The following is a 21,385-nucleotide window of genomic DNA, read 5'->3' as shown; positions in this document are numbered from 1 at the left end:
AAATATCTACCCATTAAATAAGCATTAATAATGCCTTACGCTTATAAGATGAAATCGCCCCCCTTAGCACAAGGGGGGCGAACCTACGCCGAACTACTATTATGCGTATTAGTAATACTCAAAGGGTTTTAATCTTTTCGAGTGGAATTTAGAAGAGACTAGACTTAAGTATCTGAGGACAGGAGATGCTTGCGTGAGAAAGCAGCTGGGATTTTTGATTGACTTAAATAAGTGTGTTGGGTGTAGAGGTTGTGAGATCGCTTGCATCAACGAACACCAGAGCGACCAGTTGCAGCATCGGCGTGTTATCCGCATTAGTAAGGACAATCGGGGGTTGGGGTTTTTATCATTAGCCTGCAACCATTGTATAAATCCGGAATGTATTCGTGTTTGTAAACGGAAATGCTTTCATAAACGGCGGGATGGGATAGTACTGCACCAATCTCAAAGCTGTATTAGCTGTCAAAGTTGTATTGGAGCTTGTCCTTTTCAGGCGCCGAAGGCAAATCCGCGAACTCAAAAGGCGAGTAAATGCAACTTTTGTGTCGAACGTATTGATAAGGGACTTGCGCCGGCTTGCGTGGATGCATGTATTGTTGGCGCACTCCAAATAGTGGACTTGAACGAACCTCTGCCTTTAGGAGCTCAGGAGATGCTCCCATATTTTCCGATTATCCAGTTTACCAGACCATCAGTGCGGTTTATTTTACCAAAAACACCTCAGAGTTTTTGGCGGATAGGACGGTGAGACAACATGCAGCAGTTTTGTACAGTGCAGGAACTAACAACAATTGATCCTGTGGCACAAGCGACGGTTGTCGCTGGCTGGGCGGGGGGACGAAATAAAAAGATTTTCCGGGTTGTTACGGCTTTTAAAGGGGTACCTGAGAGCAGTTTAGAGGACGCTTTTATTTTGGTTTGCGCTGAAGAGGAGCGAAAAGATCTGGACGCGATATTGGCGGTATATTTAAATTTGGCTCCAGCCGGAATCCTGATCAGTGGGTATGGAGCTGCGCTTTCTCAGGGCCTTATAGATCAGGCAGAAAAAAACCATATTCCGTTGTTTGTTTGTTCGAAGAGAATTGAGGAGCAGGAATTAAAGTTTGCACTCGAGTTAGTGGTGAATTTAGTGCAAAATGGAAAAATAACAAGCATTTCAGAACATTATCGAATCCGTCAGGTGACTAATTTAAGGATGGACTTACCGGCGCTGCTTAACCAACTGGCGGAGTATCTACAAAATCCGGCTATTTTGGTTGACTCGGTATTTCAAATTCTAGCCCAAGGAGGCACTGAGCGATTTTGGCCTGCCGATGAACTAGGGGAGTTGGTGAAATCAGCCCGGCTTAAAATCATCCAGCATAAGAAAAATGATCTCATGCTGGAAAAAGTTTATCAACAGGTAATAATTTTTAACAATCAAAATATCATTGTCTCTGTTAAACTGCTCTTGTGGGGAAATCAGCTTCTTGGTTATTTATTAGTTTTTGATGTCGCAGGACAACTAAATGAATTGGATTTATGCCAGATCAGCGAGGTAGGGCTTTCTTGTCTTCAGGTTTTGATTAGCCGCAAAAATACGGAGGAGATTGAAAAGAAGTATAAAGATCACTTCCTCTATGACCTTTTGTATAATAATTTTGAATCTGAAAATGCACTTATTAAGCGAGGCCGATATTGGGGTTGGGAATTCGGCAAGCCGCATCGTCTTTTGATTGTTGAACCGGATGATTTTAAGCAACTACTAAATAAGGATCAAATACTGGAACAGTTGCAATCTTCTACTACTGCATTTCTAAAGCAGCACTTTCGGCATGTCATCATAAGTGAAATGCAGGATCAGATTGTAGTGATAATTCCAGGCAACGATGATGAAGACAAAAGAATTAAACAACACCTGAAAAGCCTTGCCAAATTGTTGCAGAATGCAATGCAGGAGATACTCCCGACAGTTACGTTTTCCGTCGGGATAGGTAAGTTTTATTCATCTGTTGTGGATCTTTGCCGAAGTTACCAAGAAGCAAAGTATGCCTTGGATTTAGGGCGATTTATCCAAGAAAAAGGGCACATTACTCATTTTGAAGATTTGGGTGTTATTCGGCTTTTGTCTCACGTTAGCCTGGACCAACTGGACGAATACTATAAAGAGCACTTAGGCGTGATCATTGAATATGACGAAAAAAATAACACTAATTATCTTGAAACACTGCAGATATATTTTCAGCAAAATGGAGATTTAAACTTAATAGCGGAAAAACTATTTATGCATTCTAATACACTGAGATATCGTTTGAAGAAGATTGAAGAATTGTTAGATGCCGACTTGCAAAAAATGGAGAGCCGGGTAAGTCTCTCGGTTGCATGTAAAATAGTGAAAATGCGGAAAACCAACCAATAAGGTTGGTTTTGTTTTTTTTTACATGAACAAACGAAATGTTTGGAGAAACCTACAAAAAAAATGTTGTCAGAATTTTATATAATTAAATCAAAAGAAATTGGAGGTGGTTAGCTTGTCACGGAAATATCTATTGTTGCTGGTTATTATTTTGTTTAGTACGTCAATATTGATCACCGCTTGTGGTACGACAACCGCACCTAAGGCTGTACAGCTTGATAACGGTGCAATGGATCAAAGTTACCAAGGGGTTGCTCAGCCTACCGTTCCCAAGAAGCTGAAATTGTCGGAAGCTGAACTAAAGAATGGCATCAAAAAGTTCCCAATTCGATCCAGTAGTGGACAGCAGTTGATTCCGGAGGCCGAAGTCAAGGACATGCCAATTCAAGATAAGGAGCAGGCGAGCGATGTTGCAAAACCACAAGTCTGACATGCTGAGCAATTTGGCTAAACGTTTATCGATATATTCACTATTTAAGCAATATTATCAAGGGAGTTGGGGGCAGGCGGAAAAAGCAATAGAAGCAGTTCAGGAGTACATGGTAATTATTAGGAAAGATTATTTTATTTATAATGCAGATTATTACTTGGACGACGAGGTGGAATATGAGTATAATCGTCTGTTTGTGGGCCCGGCGAAGTTGCTGGCGCCTCCTTTTGAAAGCGCCTATCTAAACGCCATGGGACTAGTGATGCAAAATGAAACTTTAGCGGTACGTAATTTTTATCGTAAGGCTGGTCTTGAGGTAGGGAGCAAAAATGTTATTCCAGATGATCATTTAGGATTAGAATTAGAATTTATCTGTTACTTATTATCTCAGGCTGGCCAAAGGCTGGCAGAAGAAGATCTAGCTGCAGCCAATTGTTATCTAATACTCTACCGAAGTTTTTTTGAAGAACATATCCGGACATGGGTTTATCAACACTGTCAGGATGTACTAACAAAAGGAAAAGTGTCTATCTGCAGCGGTACTGCATTAGCGCTGACAGGATTTCTCCAGTCGGAAGAAACAGAATTGTATAAGGAGGGAGTAATTTGAAGCAGCAAGGTCTATTAACCCGTCGTAGCTTCATTAAAAGTGCTACTGCGACTGCGGCGGCAGTGGGATTTGGCGGAACGATATTTGACTTTATTTTTTCCGGCCTCAGTCCGATCGGCGCTACAGCTAGCATTGATCGGAAAGTGTTTAACAATGCCTGTCCCCGTAACTGTTATGATACCTGTTCGATTATATCAACAGTTGAAGATGGGGTTTTGAAAAAAGTAGAGGGAAATCCGACAAGCACATATACCCGCGGCAGATTATGTGCCAAAGGGTATAGCTATACGCGCAGCGTGTATAGCCCGGACAGGATAAAATACCCTATGCGTCAGATGGGCCGCGGCTCAGGCAATTGGCAAAGAATTAGCTGGGACGAGGCTTATTCCGAAATTGCAAAAACTATTTTGCGTATTAAGAAAGAATACGGGAGTACGCTGCCAATTTGTTTAAATAAATATTCCGGTAACTTCGATATCATGCACTATGGTATCGAAGGAATGTTAACAAGTATCGGTAACACCACCCGGGCAACCGGGACACCCTGCTGGCCGGCGGGAATTGACGCTCAGACCTTTGATTTCGGCACGATTTATAGTAATGATCCTGAGGATATTGTGAATTCAAAGTATATGATCATCTGGGGTGCCAATCCGGCATGGTGTTCTTTACATTCCATGTTTTTTATTAAAGAAGCCCAAAACCGGGGTTGCAAGATTGTGGTCATCGATCCTCTTTTATCCCAGACCGCCTCAAAGGCAGATTTATATCTGCAGATCAAAGCTAGCACTGATGGGGCGCTAGCTTTAGGTATGGCTCGCTATATCCTGGATAATAGCCTTTATGATGGAGACTGGCTGGCGAAAAATAGTAAAGGTGCTGAGGAGTTTTTTAGCTACCTAAAGAATGACATAACCGTTGAATGGGCGGCTCAAAAGACTGGAATACCACAATATGTTATTGAAAGGTTGGCCCGCGAATACGCCACGACAAAACCAGCTAATATCTGGATTGGTTATGGTATGCAGCGGCATACCAACGGTGGACAAAACGTGAGAGCCATTGACGCTTTGGCGGCAATGACCGGCAATATTGGCAAGTCGGGCGGTGGTGCTCAATATGCTCATTTGCAGACATGGGGGTTCGATTATCACGCAATGTCTCAGAAAAAACCTGAGAATAGCGGCGGTAATGGTGATCGGTCGATTAACATTAATAATTTCGGCGCCGAGGTATTGAGCGCTAAAGAACCGCCAATCAAAATGTTGTGGATAGCCTGCCGGGGACCTATGACACAAGACCCGGAGACATCTGTAGTTAAAAAAGCTTTTGAGGCTATGGACTTAGTGGTTACCGCCGACATGTACATGAATCCTACAGTAGAGATGTCAGATATTGTTTTACCAGTCACAACTACATTTGAGACTCCAGGGGTCAACGTATCGTATTGGCACTATTGGCTGAGTCTTAATGAGCAGGCCATCAAGCCGATGTATGAAAGCAAAAACGATGTTACTATCGCCATGGAATTATCAGCTAAACTCAATGAACTGGAAAAGGGTTCATGTACCTTCCCTACTTCAGGAGATTTACAGGAATGGGTTGGTAAAGAGTTTAATGATGGCATTTACAAGCAATTTGGCATAAATAATTGGTCTGAGTTGAAAAAAGGCCCGGTAAAAGCCAAAAGCGGGCTGATTGCCTGGCAAGACAGTAAGTTTAAAACCCCTTCAGGAAAGTATGAATTTTGGTCAGAAGAGGCAAAGAAGCTGGGTCATTTTCCGCTACCGGTCTACGTCGAGGAAATGCAGCCTACTGACAAGTATCCACTGCGGTGCATATCGTCGCATTGGAAACTGAACATTCATAGTCAGTTTCAGAATTTGGATTGGATGGCATCTATAAATAATGAACCATGTTTAGAACTTCATCCGAGTGTAGCGACTGCGTACGGAATTAAGGATAAAGATTCGGTCAAGATGTACAACGAGATTGGTTATATTATTTTGCCGGCCAAGGTCACTGAAACTGTTTCTCCCGATGTGGTTGCCGTGTATGAGGCTTGGTACAAAGGGAAAAAATTCAATGTCAATTACACTGTGAAAGCTATTCCGGCGGACATGGGGAAAAAGGCTACGGGGTCTCCGGGAATCGCCTTCCACGACAACTTCGTTGCCATTCAAAAGGTTTAGTGAGGAGGGGTATAAGTGGCTAAAAAATTAGGTTTTCTTGTGGATAGCGACCGCTGCGTAGGCTGTCACTCCTGTGAGATGGCTTGTAAAAACGAATATCAACAAGAACCTTCGATTCGGTGGCGCAAGGTTTACCCACTACGGGAGGATGCATTTGGTAGTGCAGCCAGGGAGTTTGCATCCATGGCCTGTAATCACTGTGAAGACCCGGCCTGTCTGACTGCTTGCCCGGTTATTGCCTATACCAAAAGAGAAGATGGAATCGTTATCCACGATCCGCAGCGTTGCATCGGTTGCCGGATGTGTATGTTGGCCTGTCCGTATAAGGTACCTCAGTTTAATGAGAAAGTGAAAAAAGTCGAAAAATGTCATATGTGCGCGGCTCGACAAGACCGGGGAGAGAAGCCAGCCTGCGTTGCTGGTTGCCCGATGGAAGCTATTTCGGTTATTGACTTGAACAATAATAACTTTAGCAAGGTTAGTCGAACGTTGCCTGGTTTTCCGGATATCGGCATAACCAAGCCGACAACTAGATTTATCAAACCCATTGTTGGGGTACAGGTTAGGAGGGAGAAATAGTGGCTGAGTGGGCATTAGTCCTGTTTACCGTTCTATCTCAGATGGCAGCTGGAGCCTTCATTACTCTTTGGGCGCTTGATACCTTTACGGGAAAAGTTGAAAACAAAATCGGTACATTTTCCGCCTTGGGTATTGTGGTGGCAATGGGGTTGGCTCTAGTGGCATCCATGGGACATTTGGGGCAGCCTTTTGAGGCATACCGTGCGTTAGCTCATGTTGGGACATCCCGGTTAAGTCATGAAGTTTTGGCATTTGGTTTATTCTTTACATTGGCGGTTTTATACTACTGGCAATGGAAAACCGGCAGATCTCGCAGATCAGTAGGTTTAGTCGGTGCGATTGTCGCGATACTGGCAGTAATATCGTCCGGACTAGTTTACACATTACCGGCGCGACCTGCCTGGAACAATGCTGGTCCGGTACTGTTCTTTCTTTTGACCGCAGCAAGCCTTGGACCGTTATTTATTGCAGTTATAGCACATACCAGGCAATATGTTTTCGGGAAAAATATATTCATGATTGTGGCTGCAGCTCTCGTGTGTAGTCTGACTAGCCTCGCCTTATACGTAACTCTGATGACTGGCATGGGCAATACAGAGGCCCTTACCGGCAGGAACATCATACTAGGTATGACTTTTTGGCCTCGCCTGTTGATCGGACTGATAGCTCCGTTAAGTTTGTTGGGCTACGCAGGATCGAAGCGGGAATGGAATGTTCGCTGCTATGTTCCTATTTTATTTGCTCTGGTACTTATTGGGGAGTTGCTTGGCAGGGAACTATTCTATAGTTCGGCAGTAGCGTTAACCATGTTTGGGCTATAATAGTTGTGAAGGCCTGCTGCAAGCGGGCCTTCTTACATAGGACGTGTGGCGGCCAGAACCTTTAGTGAAGGGAATCTGAACTGAAATCTAGAAAGAACAGATAAGACAACAGGAGAGCGTGATTTCTATGATTTATACACACGATGGTTACCAAATTACCCGGCACGTCTGTCCCCGCAATTGTTATGATACTTGCGGGATTCTAGCCTATGTCCGCAAAGGTCTTTTAGAAAAGGTTACAGGAGATCCGGAACACGGTTATACGAGCGGAAAACTGTGTTCCAAAGGCCAAACCTATGTCCGGCGGGTTTACAGTCCAGAGCGGATTCGCTATCCTATGCGCCAAATTGGGCGTGGCTCGGGACAATGGGAACGGCTGACGTGGGAACAGGCAATGGCGATTATTTGTGAAAAAATCCTGGACATAAAAGATCGCTATCACTCCACACTACCGCTTTGTCTTAACAAGTATTCCGGGAATTTTGGAATCCTGCACAACGCAGTAGAAGGTATGTTCAATAGCTTAGGTCCTACTACCCAGGCACGAGGATCACCGTGTTGGTCTGCAGGTCTGGATGCGCAGCTGTATGATTTAGGTAGAAATGTGAATTCTGACCCACAGGAAATGGAAAAGGCAGGACTCATTATTCTCTGGGGAGTAAATCCGGCTTGGACGGCGATACACTCGTTACCTTATATTTATCGGGCGCAAGATCATGGGGCAAAGGTTATAGTTATTGATCCTATTTATACTCAGACAGCCCGGAAAGCAAACTGCTTTGTACAGATCAATCCGGGTGAAGATGGAGCTTTAGCACTAGCTATAGCAAAAAAGCTCTTCGAGAGCGGCCGGATTGACCAGAATTTTATCGATTGTCATACAGTTGGGTGGCAGCAATTTAGGGAATACCTCGTAGAATTAGATATTGATTATCTTGCCGGACAATGCGGCCAGCGACTGGAGACAATAAAAGAACTGGCCAGCATGATGGCCAGTTCTGGTCCTGTGTATATATGGGCGGGATTTGGTATGCAACGCCATATCAACGGCGGCCAAAGTTTGCGCGCAATTGATGCATTAGCTGCGATGACAGGTAATATTGGAGTTGCCGGTGGCGGGGTTCAATATGCCCATCAAATGACATGGGGGTTTAATTATCATTTTCTTAATAGTCCCAGTGGGGCTAGGTATATCAATATTAACGAGTTCGCCCAGGGACTGAAGAGACTCAATGATCCGCCGGTCAAGCTGCTTTGGGTGTCATGCCGCAATTTGGTGACGCAGGATGTATCAGGTAGTATTTTGACCAAAGAGCTGGATAAGCTGGAACTAATTGTTACTGTCGAACAATTCTTGACTCCTACTGCGCGTTATTCTGATATTGTTTTGCCAGCGACGACCCAATTTGAAGAACTTGATGTAGTTCCCAGCTACTGGCATCATTGGATTGGCTTGAATGAGCAAGCGATCCCGCCTTTATTCGATGCGAAGAGTGATCTTGAAATTGCTCAACTTTTGGCCAAGACGTTAAACCAATACCGGGAGGGCAGCAGTTCTTTTCCTGTTGATAAATCTCACGCCGATTTTCTCGATGACGAATTCAATGATAGAATGTATGCTCTCTTGGGGATTAACCACTGGTCGGATTTAGCCGCCGGTCCAAGACGGGCGGCCGTTCCGCGTACGGCTTGGGAGGATAAATGCTTTGCAACAAATTCAGGCAAGTTTGAATTTTTTTCGATTAAGGCGAGGGAGAACAACCTGGCGGCATTACCGGAATATAAAGCAGGAATTGCGCCGAGTAGTAAGTATCCATATTGGCTTATAACATCTCATGCTCAGCAAGGGCTTAACTCCCAATTTCTGAATATCGAAACTTTACTAAAATACTCGGAGCAAATCGTATTTATCAATCCACAAACTGCAGCAATGAAAGGAGTAGTGACCGGAAAACAAATAAGAGTATACAACAGCCTGGGGGCAATAACGCTCAAAGCCTGTATTTCCCATGATACTCCACCAGACATCTTAGTCTGCCACCAAGGATGGCGGCCGGGAGAGGAAATGCGGCTCAATGACCTGAATGCAGGTTTGCCATCAGACATGGGGGATATCAGTACTGGCTCCAAAGGAGTTGCCTTCTATGATGTTTTTGTAGATTTTGAGATAGTGTAGTTCTTGGGGATGCTGGTTTTTTCCGCTGTCGCTAAGGCTCGGCGCAAACCGTGTTTTCTTTATAGTCCTATGTTGACAATAATCTAATTAGCTGGTATAGTATTAATTCTGAGGACGCGGGAGTGGCGGAATTGGCAGACGCACCAGACTTAGGATCTGGCGGGTGACCGTGGCGGTTCAAGTCATTCTCCCGCACCAATTCAACAATGACAAGGCTGTCGGGATTTGATCCTGACAGCCTTTATTTTTTACTACAACAACCGTACAACAATAAAAGGGTAGAGTAAGGTTATGAAATGTAATTTTTAAGTAGGGATAATATTTTTACGGAGATTCTACAACAATGAAAATAAAATTATTGTTGTAGTCAGGATTTTGCTGCTGACGGGATGGTTGTCTGTAGCCAATCGGCAATCGTAGTTTGCCGGGATGGAACATGGTGGGTGTAGGTGTCGAGCGTCATGGAAATCGAGCTGTGACCGAGTCGGTCCTGGACATCTTTGGGGTGTTTGCCTTCGGCAAAGAGCCGGGTGGCATGGTCATGGCGGAGATCGTGGAAAGTACTGCTTACACCGGCGTCTTTAGCAATTTCGGAGAAGCGATGGGAAAAGTCCCTGGGTTCTAATGGAAGGCCATTTTTTCGGCAGAAAACAAGGTCGTGATTATGCCACTCTTCTGCTGCAAGCCGTTCGGCGGTTTGTTTTGTTTTATGGTGTTTCAATTCGTTTGCCACAAAGTCGGGGATGGTGATTTGGCGGAAGCCGCTTTTCGACTTGGGAATGGAAAATTGGGGGCCTGCTTTGGTGACAATGACTACATTGCAGATGGACAAATATTTTTTATCTAAATTGGTATCACACCACCGTAGGCCTAGAATTTCTTCCCGACGCATCCCAGTGGCCCATTCTACTAAGATAGCCAGATGCATACCAGATTTCTTTTTGGCCTCAGTGAAGAGTTTATTCCATTCTTCCACGGTGAGCTGCCGCACTTCTTTTTTTACCTTTTTTGGCGGTGATACGGCCAATGTCGGGTCACGTAATAGTAAGTGTTCTTTAAGTGCCTGGCGTAAAGCCATGCGTAAAACTGCGAACGAATATTGACCCAGGCGGGGTGAATGTTTGGCAATAATTTCATTGATCATGGTTTGGATTTGGTTGGATTGTAATTTGGTCAGCTTATTTTTACCTAACGCTGGGATAACGTGCCGGGTGGCGACTGACTCATAGGACTCATAAGTATTTTGGCGAACTTTGGGCCTTGCATAGGTTTCCAGCCATTTTTTTATCCATTGTTCTACTGTGACTTTGTCGGCATCAACAAAAGTAATGCCTTTAGACTGCTCGAAAAGAGTGGTCTTTTTTTCTTGTACTTCGGTTTTGGTTTTGCCGTACACATATTTTCGAATCAATTTGCCGGTTTTCTCATCCCGGCCTACCGTGATGGCCGCTGTCCAGAGGCCGTCTTTCCTTTTGCAGATTGTTCCTTCTCCGTTTGCACGTTTTGCCATTTTCACACACCGCCTTTTAATATTTAACGCGGTAAGAAGTGCGAGAATTCTAGTGAATCATGAAGGGAGATTATTTTGGTATTACCGCTTTTGGGTCAGTAGTACACGAATCCACCGGTCAACTAGGGACGACATTTGATTTATCCTCTGTGCTTAATGCGGCTACGATTTTTTCCACTACCACTCGGTCACTGGGTGAGAGGTCGGCAATCTTTTTGGCTATGTCGGCCACTCCTTCCGGTAGGGACAACTGTTCGGATTGGATGCCGAGGAGATGATCAGTTGTCACTTTCAGCGCCTGGGCCAGTCGTCCCAACATAATCGTATCTGGTTCAGTTCGTCCCTTTTCCCAAGAGGCTACGGTGGATTGTTTGACGCCGACGACACGGGCGAGCGCCGCTTGGGACATGTTCATGTTAGAGCGGGCGGCCCGAAGTTTTTCACTTATCATGATTTATCACACACACCATCATCTTTTTTCACACACCGTCATTTTTTATTTGATAATTTCATTCTAAAACATGTTACGTCATTTTGTAAACAATAAATTACAAAATGTATTGAAATATTTTAATTTGTACTATATACTACAAATTGTAATAACTTAACTATATTATGATATGGGAGGTATGGGGTATGAGCACTGCAAAGATCATGGTATCGGTGAAAGAGTTTGCCACGATGACGGGAATTGGGCAGAATCGTGTCAGGGAATTGTGCTACTTGTCGGATTTTCCCGCGTCCAAAGAGGGCAACCGGTTTTTGATTCATGTAGAGGCTGCCAACGAATGGCTGCGCAAACGGGCGATAGCGAAAGTGGGGGTGGAAACAGCCAGTCTAAAACGCGTTGCCCCATGATACCGGCAGCGATTGGCTGGGCGATTATCTTACAGTTTTTGTTGTGGGTGTGGGCCTATCCATGAACTACATAATGGAACTGAATAGCTTTTATGCCCGCTTACTTACTCAGCCACTGACAAGTGATGCCCAGGCATTATGGGGTGTACTAATGCACCTGTGTAACCGGGCGGGCTGGCCGCCGCATTTTACGGTGGCCAGCAGTACTTTGTTGGGGATGTTGGGGTACAGCTATTCGGCTCTATCCAGAGCCAGAACGGAACTGGTGGAGGCTGGATTGATTATGCATATACCCAGGCCGGGGCGCTTGGCCCCGTATTATGTACTACATTCTTTGTGTGGAAAACCTGTGGATAAACCAGTGGATAAACCTTTTTTAACGTTGGTTTCGAAAACTTGCCAACCATAATGGTTGCCAACCTGGTTGGCAAGGAGGCTGTTGTTAACCATATTGGTTGGCAACCTGGTTACATTATATAAACGTAAACAATATAAACATAAACCAATAATAGTAATAGGGGTTGTGGATATGTGGATAACTTTTGAGGAGAGGGTTTGGTGTGAACAAAGTCATTATCATTGGCCGTGTGGCCCAGAACCCGGATATGCGGTATACGCCAAACGGCAAGGCCGTCTGTTCTTTTGCGGTGATTGTCCATTACCGGACAAAAATCCGGGAAGAGACGGATATTATTGATTGTGTGGCCTGGGATACCCTGGCAGAGACAATCGCCAGTCATTTGGTGAAAGGAAGCAAAGTTGCTGTGGAGGGGCGTTTACATGTCCGGCGGTTGGACGGTACGGATGGACAAAAGAAAAAAATCACTGAAGTAGTGGTCCGCGATGTGGAGTTTGTAGACAGGTTATCGGTAGGCTTCGATGGAGAACACCGTATACAACAGGATTGGAACTCTTTGGGGAAAGAGGTGTCCGGTTAGGAGGGAGATTTTCGGTGCATGCCAGAACTTTGGTTCTTACCGAGCCTGACAGTATGTTTCGGACGCTGGAGAAGTATAACGAAACCATTAATGAAGAGAGGCGCTACATGGGATGCAGGTAGTGGCAAAGCGTAGAAGATTGTTATTAGTTGTGGCCATGGCTTATATTGTGATTAAAACTTGCGGCGGGAGAGAGTAGGGCTGGCTATACCTATAGCTCAGTGCTTGTTCCCCTCCTGATTTACGGGAGGGGCTAGGGGTGGGAACATATATACCGGAGCCAGGGCGACGGTACCGCGTGAGCGGTGCGCAGACGTCGGATAATGTCCTTATGTCACAGCAGCGTGGCGGTTATGACCGGAACATGGTTTTTCGTGGAGGGCATAGCCGGTACAGTGCGGAAGGGTGGCGGGATAAGTGAAGGACCGTGCGGCTGTGCCGCTAAGGTGATTCGCCCCGACAACCTGGTGACATAAGGCAATATTATCGGATGGCTGCGCTTCCCTTCCCTTGATGGGAAGGGGTAGGGATGGGTGACGAATCAGGCCGCCAACCTTATTGTTTTTGTGGTAGGCGGCCGGTACCGCTTTGAACGGCAGGTCTGGGTGCGAGTGAAAGGAGTTCCCTGGCCTGCTACCTTGCCAGGCTATGAGATGCCACCCTAGCAGGATACGACTGCAAGCGTTAGCGGTGGCTGAGCGGGAGCGGATGAGGATAGTGGAGCTGAGCGAAACGGCGCAAGGAGCGGACGAGCAGCCATGCAGTGGTATCCGTCAGATATGGCACTGAGCGGAGCGGCCCGAGGACGGCAGGCGGAAGACGCGTGAGCGGCTGCAGCGCCGCCCGGAGGGACGCGGAGCGGGCTTGAGTGCGGATAAACTACAAAATCAGCGGAGGGGATTTCATGAAAATTGTTGTAGACCCCGGACATTCTGGGCCGGCAGAACCAGGAGCGTGTGCCGGTGGCGTGCGGGAATGTGATGTGGTTTTGGCGATTGCTAAGTTGCTGGTCGAGCAGTTGTACGAGGCAGGTCATGAGGTTTGGTTGACGCGAACCGGTGATATTGCTACTGATAACTTAAGTTTTCGAGCGGAATTAGCCAATGCCAATCAGGCAGATATGTTTGTCAGTATCCATGCTAATAGTGTTGCAAATAAAGCCGCGCACGGGACGGAAACGTATTACTATCCAGCTAGCGTCTCAGGTCGGCGGCTGGCAAAGTGTATTCAGGCACGACTAGTAACCGAGCTAGACACCGTTGACCGGGGTGTGAAAGCAGCATGCTTTCAGGTGCTGAGGGAGACCAATTGCCCAGCAGTGCTGGTGGAAGTGGCGTTTATTTCAAATGATACTGAGCGGCGGATTTTGAAAACATATGTGTGTCAGTTGGCGGCGGCGCTTGCCATTGCTAGTGGAATAGAAGACTATATGGGTGAAGTTACTTCATAACAGACCACTCTGCAGAATGGGGAAGATATTAATTACATTTTATATGAAGGGTTTGGCAAATGTCTGCGTTAAATTCGCTACTCATGCTTGATAATATTTAGCTTCAAGGAGCTAAGCGGGGCCTAAATTATTGTACCTAAGAAATTTTCAAAAAAAATTAAAAAAATTTTGATGACGATAAATTACTTTTAGGGGCAATACAGGGTGAAGTAGAATGACAGGTACAATTTGTCGTAAGATGGGGGCTTTTGGTAATATTGACCTTTTGATTTTAACGTTATACAATCATGATAAGCTATTTAAATACCTTAAGAGTCTGGCATGGAGGTGTGCCGCCTGATAAACTTATACACCACTGGGAATGGTGAGGGTCACGGGCAAATCGAAGTGGTTATATAACTGCTTCGCTTGCTATAGATCACCATTCCCGCCCAAGACCGCGGGATTTCCCGCGGTCTTGGTGCATTTTCTGAAGAAAGGAGGGAGTTACACATGGCTGTAGTAAAAGTACCTCAGCTTGGCAGCTTTACTGTCAAAGTGCAAACAGGTATTAGTGGCACCGGTAATCCGGTGTATGCCAACCGTACCTTCGGTAACCTGAAGTCTAACGCAACTGAACAGAATGTTTTTGATGTTGCCCAAGCGCTTGCCGATTTGCAGAAACATACTGTTACCGACGTTGCCTTAACTGAGCGCTGCAATCTCATTAACCAGTAACTGGAACCAAGGTTTTTGAATAAAAAGAAGGGAGGTACTAATCGATGAAAAAGTATTTGGACATGACGTTCCGCGATTCCGTTGGTAAAGAGGTCACTCTTAGCCTGCCGGATCCTAAGGACGATTTAACTTTGGCTCAGGTCAACACCGCCATGGATACCATTATTGCAAAAAACATTTTGGTCAATCGCGGCAGCGAACTGGTTAGCCGAGTAGAGGCCATTGTCCGCATCTCTGATAGCGTAGCGCTAGTGTAAAAAGTAGGTGGGCTATGGATGTCTGGCAGGTAATCGGGCAGGTGGGGTTTCCCATCGCGGTGGCAACCTGGCTGCTGGTTAAGCTTCAGACTACACTGGAAGCTTTCACTAATGAAGCCATAGAGCTAAAGATTCAACTTGAAGCCCATGCCAGCCGGTGCATCAAGTGCCGTGAAGGGAAACCGTGTCATACCTGTGATAACGATGGAAAGGGGTAAACTGTGACAGATAAGGTTTCGGTAACGTGTAATCTCACCACAGGCGAAAAAGAAGTCGAGGTAACGGCCGGCGGCTTGCGAATCGTATACGGTGATAAACCTGAGGGCGATTGCATTATGGTTGAATTTGATACTGAGGAAATCTCCTAAAATAGGAAGACGGTTAGTGTTTTTGGCACTAGCCGTCTTCTCTTTTACGACAGGGATTTTTTCAATGAAAGCATTTGATGATACCGTGGGATTTCATAAGAGAGACTTAAAGTCAGGTGAGGTAGACGTAGGGAATCTTAAATGGATTGGTCATCAATAAAAATATAAGTTCTTCACCAAATATTCATAACTTCTTCATACTGAAAGAGTACAATTAGTGTAAAGAGTTAGATAAGAGTAGGTGACTAGTATGAAGAAATTACTGATTTGGCTCATACTTGTGATATCTTTGGCAGCGACTGCAGTAGCTTCAGCGCAGACGACAATACCGCCTGCGCCAGTAAGCAGTAGGTATGTGCAGGATTATGCTGGTGTATTGTCTGATGAAACTAAGGTTAAGATCAACAAACTAGGCAGAAAGATAGCGGAAACCACTAAGGCGCAAGTGGTTGTTGTCACGGTGAATTCGTTAGAAGGTGTGCCGATTGAAGATTATTCCCTCGGGATTCTCCGTAAGTGGGGGATTGGAGATAAGACCCAGAATAATGGTGTTCTTCTACTGATTGCAGTAAATGACAAGCAGTCTCGAATTGAGGTTGGATATGGTTTAGAGGGAGTCCTTAATGATGCCAAAGTAGGTAGAATTTTGGATGAATCAGTACTTCCGTATTTTCAACAGGGTGACTACAATCGCGGCGTGTGGACAGGATACAAGGCGTTGGTCGGCACTATATCTGGGGAGTACGGTAAAGATGGACGCTCCAATGAAAAAAATAAAGCAACCGATGCAAGCCTAGGTGTCGCTACTTGGTGGAATGGATTACCCGGATGGCTGCAATTGATAGCTTTTGTTGGCTTGGCCGCACTTGTTGCAGGTGATTGGTTATTCTTCGGCGGCAGTATTACTTTACTCTTATTATCGTTATTACGTTTCCGCGGTGGCGGCGGAGGCGGTTACGGGGGCGGGTCAGGCGGTGGCGGAGGTGCTGACCGCAAATGGTAGGAATGACAAGGGCTGATAAGGTATTAGTTGTTTTAGTACTCCTGATAGCTATAGTCGGCATTGGACTCAACATGTCTATAGTGGCTGCGGGTGGCGAGCAAAAGGCTGAAATATGGGTGGAGGGTACCTTATATAAAATGGTGCCACTAAAAGAGGGGTATAAGCAAGAATTCCGGATTGGCGGCGACTCTCATTATGATATTGTCGAGGTGCAGGACACTAGAATTCGGGTGCGAGAAGCCGATTGCCCCAACCAGGACTGCATTAAGATGGGCTGGATCCAACACGCACCTCAGCAAATTGTATGCTTGCCTTATCGCATTGTAATTAAAGTTGTGTCGTCCGCACCGACTGATACGGATACAATAGTTCGCTAATGCCCCCGTTACTAAGCATGTGCTTAGGTGACGGGGGCATGTTGTGTTACTGCGCCATTTTCCGGCACTCTGCCGCGCATGCCTTGCAAGCGTCGGCACACTGTTGACAATGGGGATCTTTGAATTGAGCGCAGTCACTGGCGCAAGCATCGCAAATGGTTGCGCAGAGAGAACATAATTGTTTCGCATGATGGCTACCCCGGGCCATATATTGCGCAGACATGGCGCATATGTCTGCGCAGTCACGGAGCATATTGATACAGTGGGTTCTTGCTTTGACATCGGATTCTTGTAGGCACAAAGACAAGCATTCCTCGCAAGCTTGCATACACCCGTTGCAAGCATCAATACAAGTCTGCATCTTGTTTGGTGCATTTAATACTGTGGGCATAGGTATCCCTCCTAGTATAATTTACTCTCTTATTATTTCAACGGGTACGTTAATTATTCGGTAATGGTTAGTCTGTTTTTGTCTAGGCAAAACTAAAAGCATTGACAGTATATTATATTTAGTCTTACAATAATACTATACAGGGGTATAGTAGGAGGGATTGTATGCTCGATGACAGGGAAAAAACAGATATCAAAAAAAGACTGAGGCGAACTGGCGGACAAATCAACGGAATTGAAAAGATGGTTGATGAAGGTCGCTATTGCGTAGATATTCTGCAGCAGATTATGGCAGCGAGGGCCGCACTCAATCAGGTCGCACTTATAATGATTGAAAGTCATACGAAAAGTTGTGTGGTTAACGCTATAAAAGAAAACCGTACTGAAGAAGCTGTCGATGAGTTGATGGGCGTCTTATCTAAGTTCACAAAGTAAGAGTGGTATGCTACGAGAAGTAAAGGGGTGAAAAATATGACCGATTCAAACAGAGCATCTGTAGAGACTATCTTTTTAAAAATAGGAGGCATGACATGTGCTGCCTGCTCAGGCAGGGTGGAACGTGGGCTCGCCAAACTCAAAGGAGTAGAAAAGGCTGCCGTTAATCTTGCCACTGAGAAGGCAGCTATAACCTATGAGCGCTCGCAGATTAGCCTGAGTGAGATAGCACATAAGATTGAAGACTTGGGCTATCAGGTTATCAAGGATAAGGTAGACTTAAAGATTACCGGCATGACCTGCGCGGCCTGCTCAGGTCGCGTGGAAAGAGGCTTGAATAAGCTGCCCGGTGTTGTGAGCGCTGTTGTCAATCTGGCGGTGGAGAAGGCTACGGTGGAGTATTATCCGGGTGTAATTAGCTTAAGCGATATTAAGGGTAAAATTGAAAACCTTGGTTATGGTGTGCATGATCTCGCAGATACCGCTGCGGTAGACAAAGAAAAGAAAGCTCGTGAAGCCGAAGTAAGTAGACAACGCTTTCGCTTAGTGTTAGCAACCGTGTTTTCCCTGCCACTGCTGCTGGCCATGGCGATGCATATGCTGGGGGTGATGGGGAGGGCCACCGAGTTATTGATGAATCCATATCTCCAATTGGTATTGGCGACTCCTGTTCAATTTATCGCCGGTTGGCAGTTTTACCGGGGCGCATATATGGTACTTAAGAATGGGAGCGCGAATATGGATGTTCTGGTGGCGCTTGGAACATCAGCTGCCTATTTCTATAGCATCGCTAACGTACTTCGCCACGCACCCGACTTATATTTTGAAACATCGGCTATTTTAATTACGCTGATTATATTAGGTAAATTGCTTGAAGCCACCGCCAAGGGGCGGACCTCTGAGGCGATTAAGGCCCTTATGGGGCTACAGGCCAAGACGGCCAGAGTGTTTCGCGACGGAAAGGAAATTGACATTCCAGTCGAATCGGTCCTGGTCGGCGATGTTGTAGTAGTACGTCCCGGCGAAAAAGTTCCGGTCGATGGCGTTATTGTTGAAGGGACATCAACACTGGATGAGTCGATGCTTACTGGTGAAAGTTTGCCTGTTGATAAAAAGACGGGGGATCAGGTAGTTGGCGCAACCATCAACAAATTAGGCACCTTCAAGTTTAAGGCTACGAAAGTTGGCAAAGATACTGCTTTAGCTCAGATAGTACGCATTGTCGAAGAAGCCCAAGGATCTAAAGCGCCAATTCAGCGCTTTGCTGACGTAGTATCAGCCTATTTTGTACCGGTCGTTGTCGGACTGTCTCTGTTAACCTTTGTGGTATGGTTTTTTATTCTGGATCCAGGCAATTTCTCGCGGGCGTTAGTTAACTTCACTGCCGTACTAGTCATCGCATGTCCTTGCGCACTTGGTTTAGCTACGCCGACCTCAATTATGGTAGGGACAGGTAAAGGCGCGGAAAACGGGATATTGATCAAAGGGGCTGAGCACTTAGAGAATGCCCATAGACTGACGACCATTGTCCTTGATAAAACAGGCACAATTACCAAGGGTGAACCTGAAGTTACTGATATTGTGCCGCTTGCTGGACTTGCTGAAGCTGAACTCCTACGCCTGGCTGTCAGGGCAGAGAAAAATTCTGAACATCCTTTGGCTCAGGCAATTGTAAGCTATGGTAAAAAGCAAGGGTTATCCCTGGAAGACCCTGAGCTTTTTACTGCCATTCCGGGGTACGGGGTTGAAGTTACTATTGAAGGAAAAAGAATTTTAGTAGGTACTCGCAAACTTATGAAAGACAACAATATTGAGTTCGCAGCAACTGTTCCACAAATTGAAGAGTTGGAACTTCAGGGTAAGACGGTCATGTTGTTTGCCTTAGAAAACAAGCTTAGCGGTTTATTTGCAGTGGCTGATACGGTGAAAGAGAACTCGGCTCAAGCTGTAGCTGAGCTGCAAAAAATGGGTATTGAAGTATGGATGATAACCGGTGATAATACCCGGACTGCTCAGGCTATCGCCCAAACCGTCGGCATAACCAGCGTTATGGCTGAAGTATTGCCAGAACACAAAGCCGAAAAGGTTGAGGCTCTTAAAAAAGAGGGGAAGGTTGTGGCTATGGTTGGCGACGGCATTAATGATGCTCCGGCGCTGGCGACCGCCGATGTGGGCTTTGCGATTGGTACCGGCACCGATGTTGCTATTGAGGCAGCCGATATTACGCTAATGCGGGGTGACCTGACTGGTATTGTGGCTGCCATTCGCTTAAGTAAGGCAACTATGCGCAATATTAAGCAGAATCTATTCTGGGCGCTTGTCTATAATTCGCTTGGCATTCCAGTTGCGGCAGCCGGATTCCTATCACCTGTCTTGGCAGGGGCAGCTATGGCCTTTAGTTCGGTTTCGGTGGTAACCAATGCCCTTAGGCTGAAACGGTTCAATCCGTATAAGGCTTAATGCAGGGGGAGTCTGAGGCTAAGTCATTTACGAGGGGAGGTGATGTTGTGAGTCAAGAAGAAACGATATTGAGAATTGAAGGTATGTCTTGCGGACATTGCAAAATGGCTGTTGAAAAAGCACTCCAGGCTATTCCAGGAGTGGTAAGTGCCAGTGTTGATCTGGCAAAAAAAGAAGCACTTGTAACTGGCGCGGCTAATCGAGATGCGCTTGTGAAGGCTGTGGAAGACGCTGGTTTTGACGTGGTTTAATTACGGGATTAGAAAAAATACGCAGAAGCCTGCACAGTAGGCTTCTGCGTATTTTGGTTTAGGCCATCCATCTAAACAAGGTGAATGATGCGGTCTGGATTGGGAAAGATAGCTTATATCTAGTACGACTTATTTGTATTGGAGCTATCTAAGGGGGAGTAGGTCTTGGTGCTTGATCTTAGAAAGAATTTAGGTAACACGGATAGAATAATCCGAAGTATAATTGGTATAATTTTACTATGGCTGGTTATTTCCAAATCATTGACAGGCTGGTGGACAACTATTGCGCTGGTTTTTGCAGTATTTCAGTTTGTAGAAGCAGTATGGGGCTACTGAATTGTCTATGATCTTATGGGTTGGTCAACCCGTTAATAACGGCTACAGAAACTTGATGATAAAGAGAGACTTAGCTTCAGGTGGGTTTTTAACCCCATCTGAAGTTTAGTCGACCAACTTCCAGGGATTTAGACGCTCGCCTGTGCCCTTTGGGTATAACTCTCGCTTGTAGAAGCGCGAGTCTTAGAGCGACTTAGTCATCGGATAAAACTAACAGGGTGGACAAAGTCTTTTATAGATTTTGTCCGTTTTTTATTAGGCAGAAATAGTGTGCATATGATTAATGGTTACGGTGTGGTATTACGATGACTTTCACTATCATTCTCGTTTTTGAATAGGTTCGCCCATTATCCTAGGAGTTTTTTCAAATCGCACAAGTTCTTCAAGAAGTATTCATAACTTCTTCATAATGACTTGCTATAATAAAGACAAATCCAAACAAGGAGGAATACAAGATGAAAAAAGGTTTAATTATAGGTCTGGCCGCTTCACTGGTGATTACGCTAGGAGCCACCTTCGCTTTTGCGGAGTCGACTGCACCCGGTATGATGGATAAAGGGCAAATGAACGAAATACACAAAAAAATGGTGGAGCAGCATGTGAAAGACGGTGTACTGACGCCAGAGCAAGCAAAAGCTATGGATGAGCATATGTCTAACATGGGTTCTATGATGAATAGTATGATGGGTGGTAACAGCAGCATGATGGGTGACAATGCTAGTTGCCATTCCAGCCAGCAAAGCTCAGCTAATATCTCGCAGCAATAAAAGATAGTAGCAAACAGCCCTCCCAGGGGAGGGTTGTTTATTGTTCTAAGTCTTTTTTACTATAA

Annotated in this window: 28 protein-coding genes and 1 tRNA gene; 26 read left to right on the top strand and 3 right to left on the bottom strand. The window is 45.4% G+C overall.

Annotated elements, in window-relative coordinates; all coding sequences use genetic code 11:
- Nucleotides 1-193 precede the first annotated feature (193 nt).
- The 9 genes from B9A22_RS04110 to B9A22_RS04070 all read left to right on the top strand — a co-directional run bounded on the left by B9A22_RS04110 (nt 194) and on the right by B9A22_RS04070 (nt 9,401).
- Nucleotides 194-748: a 4Fe-4S dicluster domain-containing protein gene (locus B9A22_RS04110; protein WP_084574449.1), complete on the top strand. Its 555-nt coding sequence runs from the start codon at nt 194-196 to the stop codon at nt 746-748.
- 24 nt (nt 749-772) lie between these two features.
- On the top strand, nt 773-2,398 hold the full coding sequence (locus tag B9A22_RS04105; protein WP_245823785.1) for a PucR family transcriptional regulator: 1,626 nt from the start codon (nt 773-775) through the stop codon (nt 2,396-2,398).
- Between the two features lie 112 nt (nt 2,399-2,510).
- Nucleotides 2,511-2,825, top strand: coding sequence for a hypothetical protein (locus B9A22_RS04100; protein ID WP_084574447.1), 315 nt, complete (start codon nt 2,511-2,513; stop codon nt 2,823-2,825).
- A 13-nt stretch (nt 2,826-2,838) separates the two neighbouring features.
- A complete protein-coding gene (locus B9A22_RS04095; protein WP_245823784.1) occupies nt 2,839-3,435 on the top strand; it encodes a TorD/DmsD family molecular chaperone in 597 nt (198 codons plus the stop codon).
- Nucleotides 3,432-5,627: a molybdopterin-dependent oxidoreductase gene (locus B9A22_RS04090; protein WP_084574446.1), complete on the top strand. Its 2,196-nt coding sequence runs from the start codon at nt 3,432-3,434 to the stop codon at nt 5,625-5,627. The genes B9A22_RS04095 and B9A22_RS04090 overlap by 4 nt, the downstream gene beginning before the upstream one ends.
- Nucleotides 5,628-5,642: 15 nt before the next feature.
- Nucleotides 5,643-6,206, top strand: coding sequence for a 4Fe-4S dicluster domain-containing protein (locus B9A22_RS04085; RefSeq protein WP_084574445.1), 564 nt, complete (start codon nt 5,643-5,645; stop codon nt 6,204-6,206).
- A complete protein-coding gene (locus B9A22_RS04080; protein ID WP_245823783.1) occupies nt 6,206-7,027 on the top strand; it encodes a dimethyl sulfoxide reductase anchor subunit family protein in 822 nt (273 codons plus the stop codon). Before B9A22_RS04085 ends, B9A22_RS04080 begins: the two co-directional genes overlap by 1 nt.
- 127 nt (nt 7,028-7,154) lie before the next feature.
- Nucleotides 7,155-9,203 (top strand): molybdopterin-dependent oxidoreductase, encoded by a 2,049-nt coding sequence (locus tag B9A22_RS04075; protein WP_084574443.1) that lies wholly within the window; start codon nt 7,155-7,157, stop codon nt 9,201-9,203.
- Between the two features lie 116 nt (nt 9,204-9,319).
- Nucleotides 9,320-9,401, top strand: a tRNA-Leu gene (locus tag B9A22_RS04070).
- Nucleotides 9,402-9,570: 169 nt separating this feature from the next.
- Here the strand turns inward: B9A22_RS04070 and B9A22_RS04065 are convergent.
- On the bottom strand, nt 9,571-10,713 hold the full coding sequence (locus B9A22_RS04065) for a tyrosine-type recombinase/integrase (RefSeq protein WP_084574442.1): 1,143 nt from the start codon (nt 10,711-10,713) through the stop codon (nt 9,571-9,573).
- Between the two features lie 118 nt (nt 10,714-10,831).
- Nucleotides 10,832-11,164, bottom strand: a complete 333-nt coding sequence (locus B9A22_RS04060) for a helix-turn-helix domain-containing protein (protein WP_084574441.1) — start codon at nt 11,162-11,164, stop codon at nt 10,832-10,834.
- Between the two features lie 185 nt (nt 11,165-11,349).
- On the opposite strand from B9A22_RS04060, the gene B9A22_RS04055 reads away from it, so the two are divergent.
- From B9A22_RS04055 to B9A22_RS04015, 12 genes are all read left to right on the top strand, one after another.
- Nucleotides 11,350-11,571, top strand: a complete 222-nt coding sequence (locus B9A22_RS04055) for a helix-turn-helix domain-containing protein (protein WP_084574440.1) — start codon at nt 11,350-11,352, stop codon at nt 11,569-11,571.
- The gene (locus B9A22_RS04050) at nt 11,561-11,980 is read left to right on the top strand and encodes a hypothetical protein (protein ID WP_084574439.1); all 420 of its coding nucleotides are present in this window, start codon (nt 11,561-11,563) and stop codon (nt 11,978-11,980) included. The genes B9A22_RS04055 and B9A22_RS04050 overlap by 11 nt, the downstream gene beginning before the upstream one ends.
- A 151-nt stretch (nt 11,981-12,131) precedes the next feature.
- Nucleotides 12,132-12,509, top strand: coding sequence for a single-stranded DNA-binding protein (locus B9A22_RS04045; RefSeq protein WP_176215388.1), 378 nt, complete (start codon nt 12,132-12,134; stop codon nt 12,507-12,509).
- A 353-nt stretch (nt 12,510-12,862) separates the two neighbouring features.
- Nucleotides 12,863-12,985 (top strand): hypothetical protein, encoded by a 123-nt coding sequence (locus B9A22_RS26230; protein ID WP_281252345.1) that lies wholly within the window; start codon nt 12,863-12,865, stop codon nt 12,983-12,985.
- Nucleotides 12,986-13,042: 57 nt separating this feature from the next.
- Nucleotides 13,043-13,174: a hypothetical protein gene (locus B9A22_RS26225; protein ID WP_281252344.1), complete on the top strand. Its 132-nt coding sequence runs from the start codon at nt 13,043-13,045 to the stop codon at nt 13,172-13,174.
- Nucleotides 13,175-13,413: 239 nt separating this feature from the next.
- The gene (locus B9A22_RS04040; protein WP_084574437.1) at nt 13,414-13,959 is read left to right on the top strand and encodes an N-acetylmuramoyl-L-alanine amidase family protein; all 546 of its coding nucleotides are present in this window, start codon (nt 13,414-13,416) and stop codon (nt 13,957-13,959) included.
- A 492-nt stretch (nt 13,960-14,451) separates the two neighbouring features.
- On the top strand, nt 14,452-14,676 hold the full coding sequence (locus B9A22_RS04035) for a DUF1659 domain-containing protein (RefSeq protein WP_084574436.1): 225 nt from the start codon (nt 14,452-14,454) through the stop codon (nt 14,674-14,676).
- A 44-nt stretch (nt 14,677-14,720) separates the two neighbouring features.
- Nucleotides 14,721-14,933 (top strand): DUF2922 domain-containing protein, encoded by a 213-nt coding sequence (locus tag B9A22_RS04030; protein ID WP_084574435.1) that lies wholly within the window; start codon nt 14,721-14,723, stop codon nt 14,931-14,933.
- A 14-nt stretch (nt 14,934-14,947) separates the two neighbouring features.
- Entirely contained in the window at nt 14,948-15,151 is a 204-nt protein-coding gene (locus B9A22_RS04025; protein ID WP_084574434.1) for a YvrJ family protein, read from the top strand.
- A 3-nt stretch (nt 15,152-15,154) separates the two neighbouring features.
- Nucleotides 15,155-15,301 (top strand): hypothetical protein, encoded by a 147-nt coding sequence (locus tag B9A22_RS25250; RefSeq protein WP_176215387.1) that lies wholly within the window; start codon nt 15,155-15,157, stop codon nt 15,299-15,301.
- Between the two features lie 250 nt (nt 15,302-15,551).
- Complete coding sequence (locus tag B9A22_RS04020; RefSeq protein ID WP_084574433.1) at nt 15,552-16,304, top strand: TPM domain-containing protein; 753 nt, start codon at nt 15,552-15,554, stop codon at nt 16,302-16,304.
- 2 nt (nt 16,305-16,306) lie between these two features.
- A complete protein-coding gene (locus B9A22_RS04015) occupies nt 16,307-16,681 on the top strand; it encodes a NusG domain II-containing protein (protein WP_245823781.1) in 375 nt (124 codons plus the stop codon).
- A 46-nt stretch (nt 16,682-16,727) separates the two neighbouring features.
- On the opposite strand, the gene B9A22_RS04010 is transcribed toward B9A22_RS04015, so the two are convergent.
- Nucleotides 16,728-17,072 (bottom strand): four-helix bundle copper-binding protein, encoded by a 345-nt coding sequence (locus tag B9A22_RS04010; RefSeq protein WP_084574431.1) that lies wholly within the window; start codon nt 17,070-17,072, stop codon nt 16,728-16,730.
- Between the two features lie 164 nt (nt 17,073-17,236).
- Here B9A22_RS04010 and B9A22_RS04005 point away from each other — a divergent pair, with 164 nt between their 5' ends.
- From B9A22_RS04005 to B9A22_RS03985, 5 genes are all read left to right on the top strand, one after another.
- Nucleotides 17,237-17,506, top strand: a complete 270-nt coding sequence (locus B9A22_RS04005; RefSeq protein ID WP_084574430.1) for a metal-sensitive transcriptional regulator — start codon at nt 17,237-17,239, stop codon at nt 17,504-17,506.
- A gap of 36 nt (nt 17,507-17,542) precedes the next feature.
- A complete protein-coding gene (locus B9A22_RS04000) occupies nt 17,543-19,966 on the top strand; it encodes a heavy metal translocating P-type ATPase (RefSeq protein WP_084574429.1) in 2,424 nt (807 codons plus the stop codon).
- Between the two features lie 47 nt (nt 19,967-20,013).
- Nucleotides 20,014-20,217, top strand: coding sequence for a CopZ family metallochaperone (locus B9A22_RS03995; protein ID WP_217805871.1), 204 nt, complete (start codon nt 20,014-20,016; stop codon nt 20,215-20,217).
- A gap of 168 nt (nt 20,218-20,385) precedes the next feature.
- The gene (locus B9A22_RS03990) at nt 20,386-20,553 is read left to right on the top strand and encodes a YgaP-like transmembrane domain (protein ID WP_176215386.1); all 168 of its coding nucleotides are present in this window, start codon (nt 20,386-20,388) and stop codon (nt 20,551-20,553) included.
- A gap of 455 nt (nt 20,554-21,008) precedes the next feature.
- Nucleotides 21,009-21,320 carry a DUF2680 domain-containing protein gene (locus B9A22_RS03985; protein ID WP_084574426.1) on the top strand — a complete coding sequence of 104 codons (312 nt, stop codon included), beginning with the start codon at nt 21,009-21,011 and terminating at the stop codon, nt 21,318-21,320.
- The last annotated feature ends 65 nt before the right edge of the window (nt 21,321-21,385 follow it).

The sequence above is a fragment of the Sporomusa malonica genome, from assembly GCF_900176355.1.
GTDB lineage: Bacteria > Bacillota > Negativicutes > Sporomusales > Sporomusaceae > Sporomusa > Sporomusa malonica.
Note: the sequence above shows the minus strand (reverse complement) of the source record. Positions and strands in the feature narration are given on the sequence as shown.

What these genes read in the sequence shown, in the direction of transcription:
- B9A22_RS04075 (WP_084574443.1), top strand. Translation starts at nt 7,155, where the DNA reads ATGATTTATACACACGATGGTTACCAAATTACCCGGCACGTCTGTCCC.
- B9A22_RS04005 (WP_084574430.1), top strand. Translation starts at nt 17,237, where the DNA reads ATGCTCGATGACAGGGAAAAAACAGATATCAAAAAAAGACTGAGGCGA.
- B9A22_RS04030 (WP_084574435.1), top strand. Translation starts at nt 14,721, where the DNA reads ATGAAAAAGTATTTGGACATGACGTTCCGCGATTCCGTTGGTAAAGAG.
- B9A22_RS04060 (WP_084574441.1), bottom strand. Translation starts at nt 11,164, where the DNA reads ATGATAAGTGAAAAACTTCGGGCCGCCCGCTCTAACATGAACATGTCC.
- B9A22_RS04035 (WP_084574436.1), top strand. Translation starts at nt 14,452, where the DNA reads ATGGCTGTAGTAAAAGTACCTCAGCTTGGCAGCTTTACTGTCAAAGTG.
- B9A22_RS04040 (WP_084574437.1), top strand. Translation starts at nt 13,414, where the DNA reads ATGAAAATTGTTGTAGACCCCGGACATTCTGGGCCGGCAGAACCAGGA.
- B9A22_RS04055 (WP_084574440.1), top strand. Translation starts at nt 11,350, where the DNA reads ATGAGCACTGCAAAGATCATGGTATCGGTGAAAGAGTTTGCCACGATG.
- B9A22_RS04015 (WP_245823781.1), top strand. Translation starts at nt 16,307, where the DNA reads ATGACAAGGGCTGATAAGGTATTAGTTGTTTTAGTACTCCTGATAGCT.
- B9A22_RS04000 (WP_084574429.1), top strand. Translation starts at nt 17,543, where the DNA reads ATGACCGATTCAAACAGAGCATCTGTAGAGACTATCTTTTTAAAAATA.
- B9A22_RS04065 (WP_084574442.1), bottom strand. Translation starts at nt 10,713, where the DNA reads ATGGCAAAACGTGCAAACGGAGAAGGAACAATCTGCAAAAGGAAAGAC.
- B9A22_RS04010 (WP_084574431.1), bottom strand. Translation starts at nt 17,072, where the DNA reads ATGCCCACAGTATTAAATGCACCAAACAAGATGCAGACTTGTATTGAT.
- B9A22_RS26230 (WP_281252345.1), top strand. Translation starts at nt 12,863, where the DNA reads ATGACCGGAACATGGTTTTTCGTGGAGGGCATAGCCGGTACAGTGCGG.
- B9A22_RS04025 (WP_084574434.1), top strand. Translation starts at nt 14,948, where the DNA reads ATGGATGTCTGGCAGGTAATCGGGCAGGTGGGGTTTCCCATCGCGGTG.
- B9A22_RS03985 (WP_084574426.1), top strand. Translation starts at nt 21,009, where the DNA reads ATGAAAAAAGGTTTAATTATAGGTCTGGCCGCTTCACTGGTGATTACG.
- B9A22_RS04020 (WP_084574433.1), top strand. Translation starts at nt 15,552, where the DNA reads ATGAAGAAATTACTGATTTGGCTCATACTTGTGATATCTTTGGCAGCG.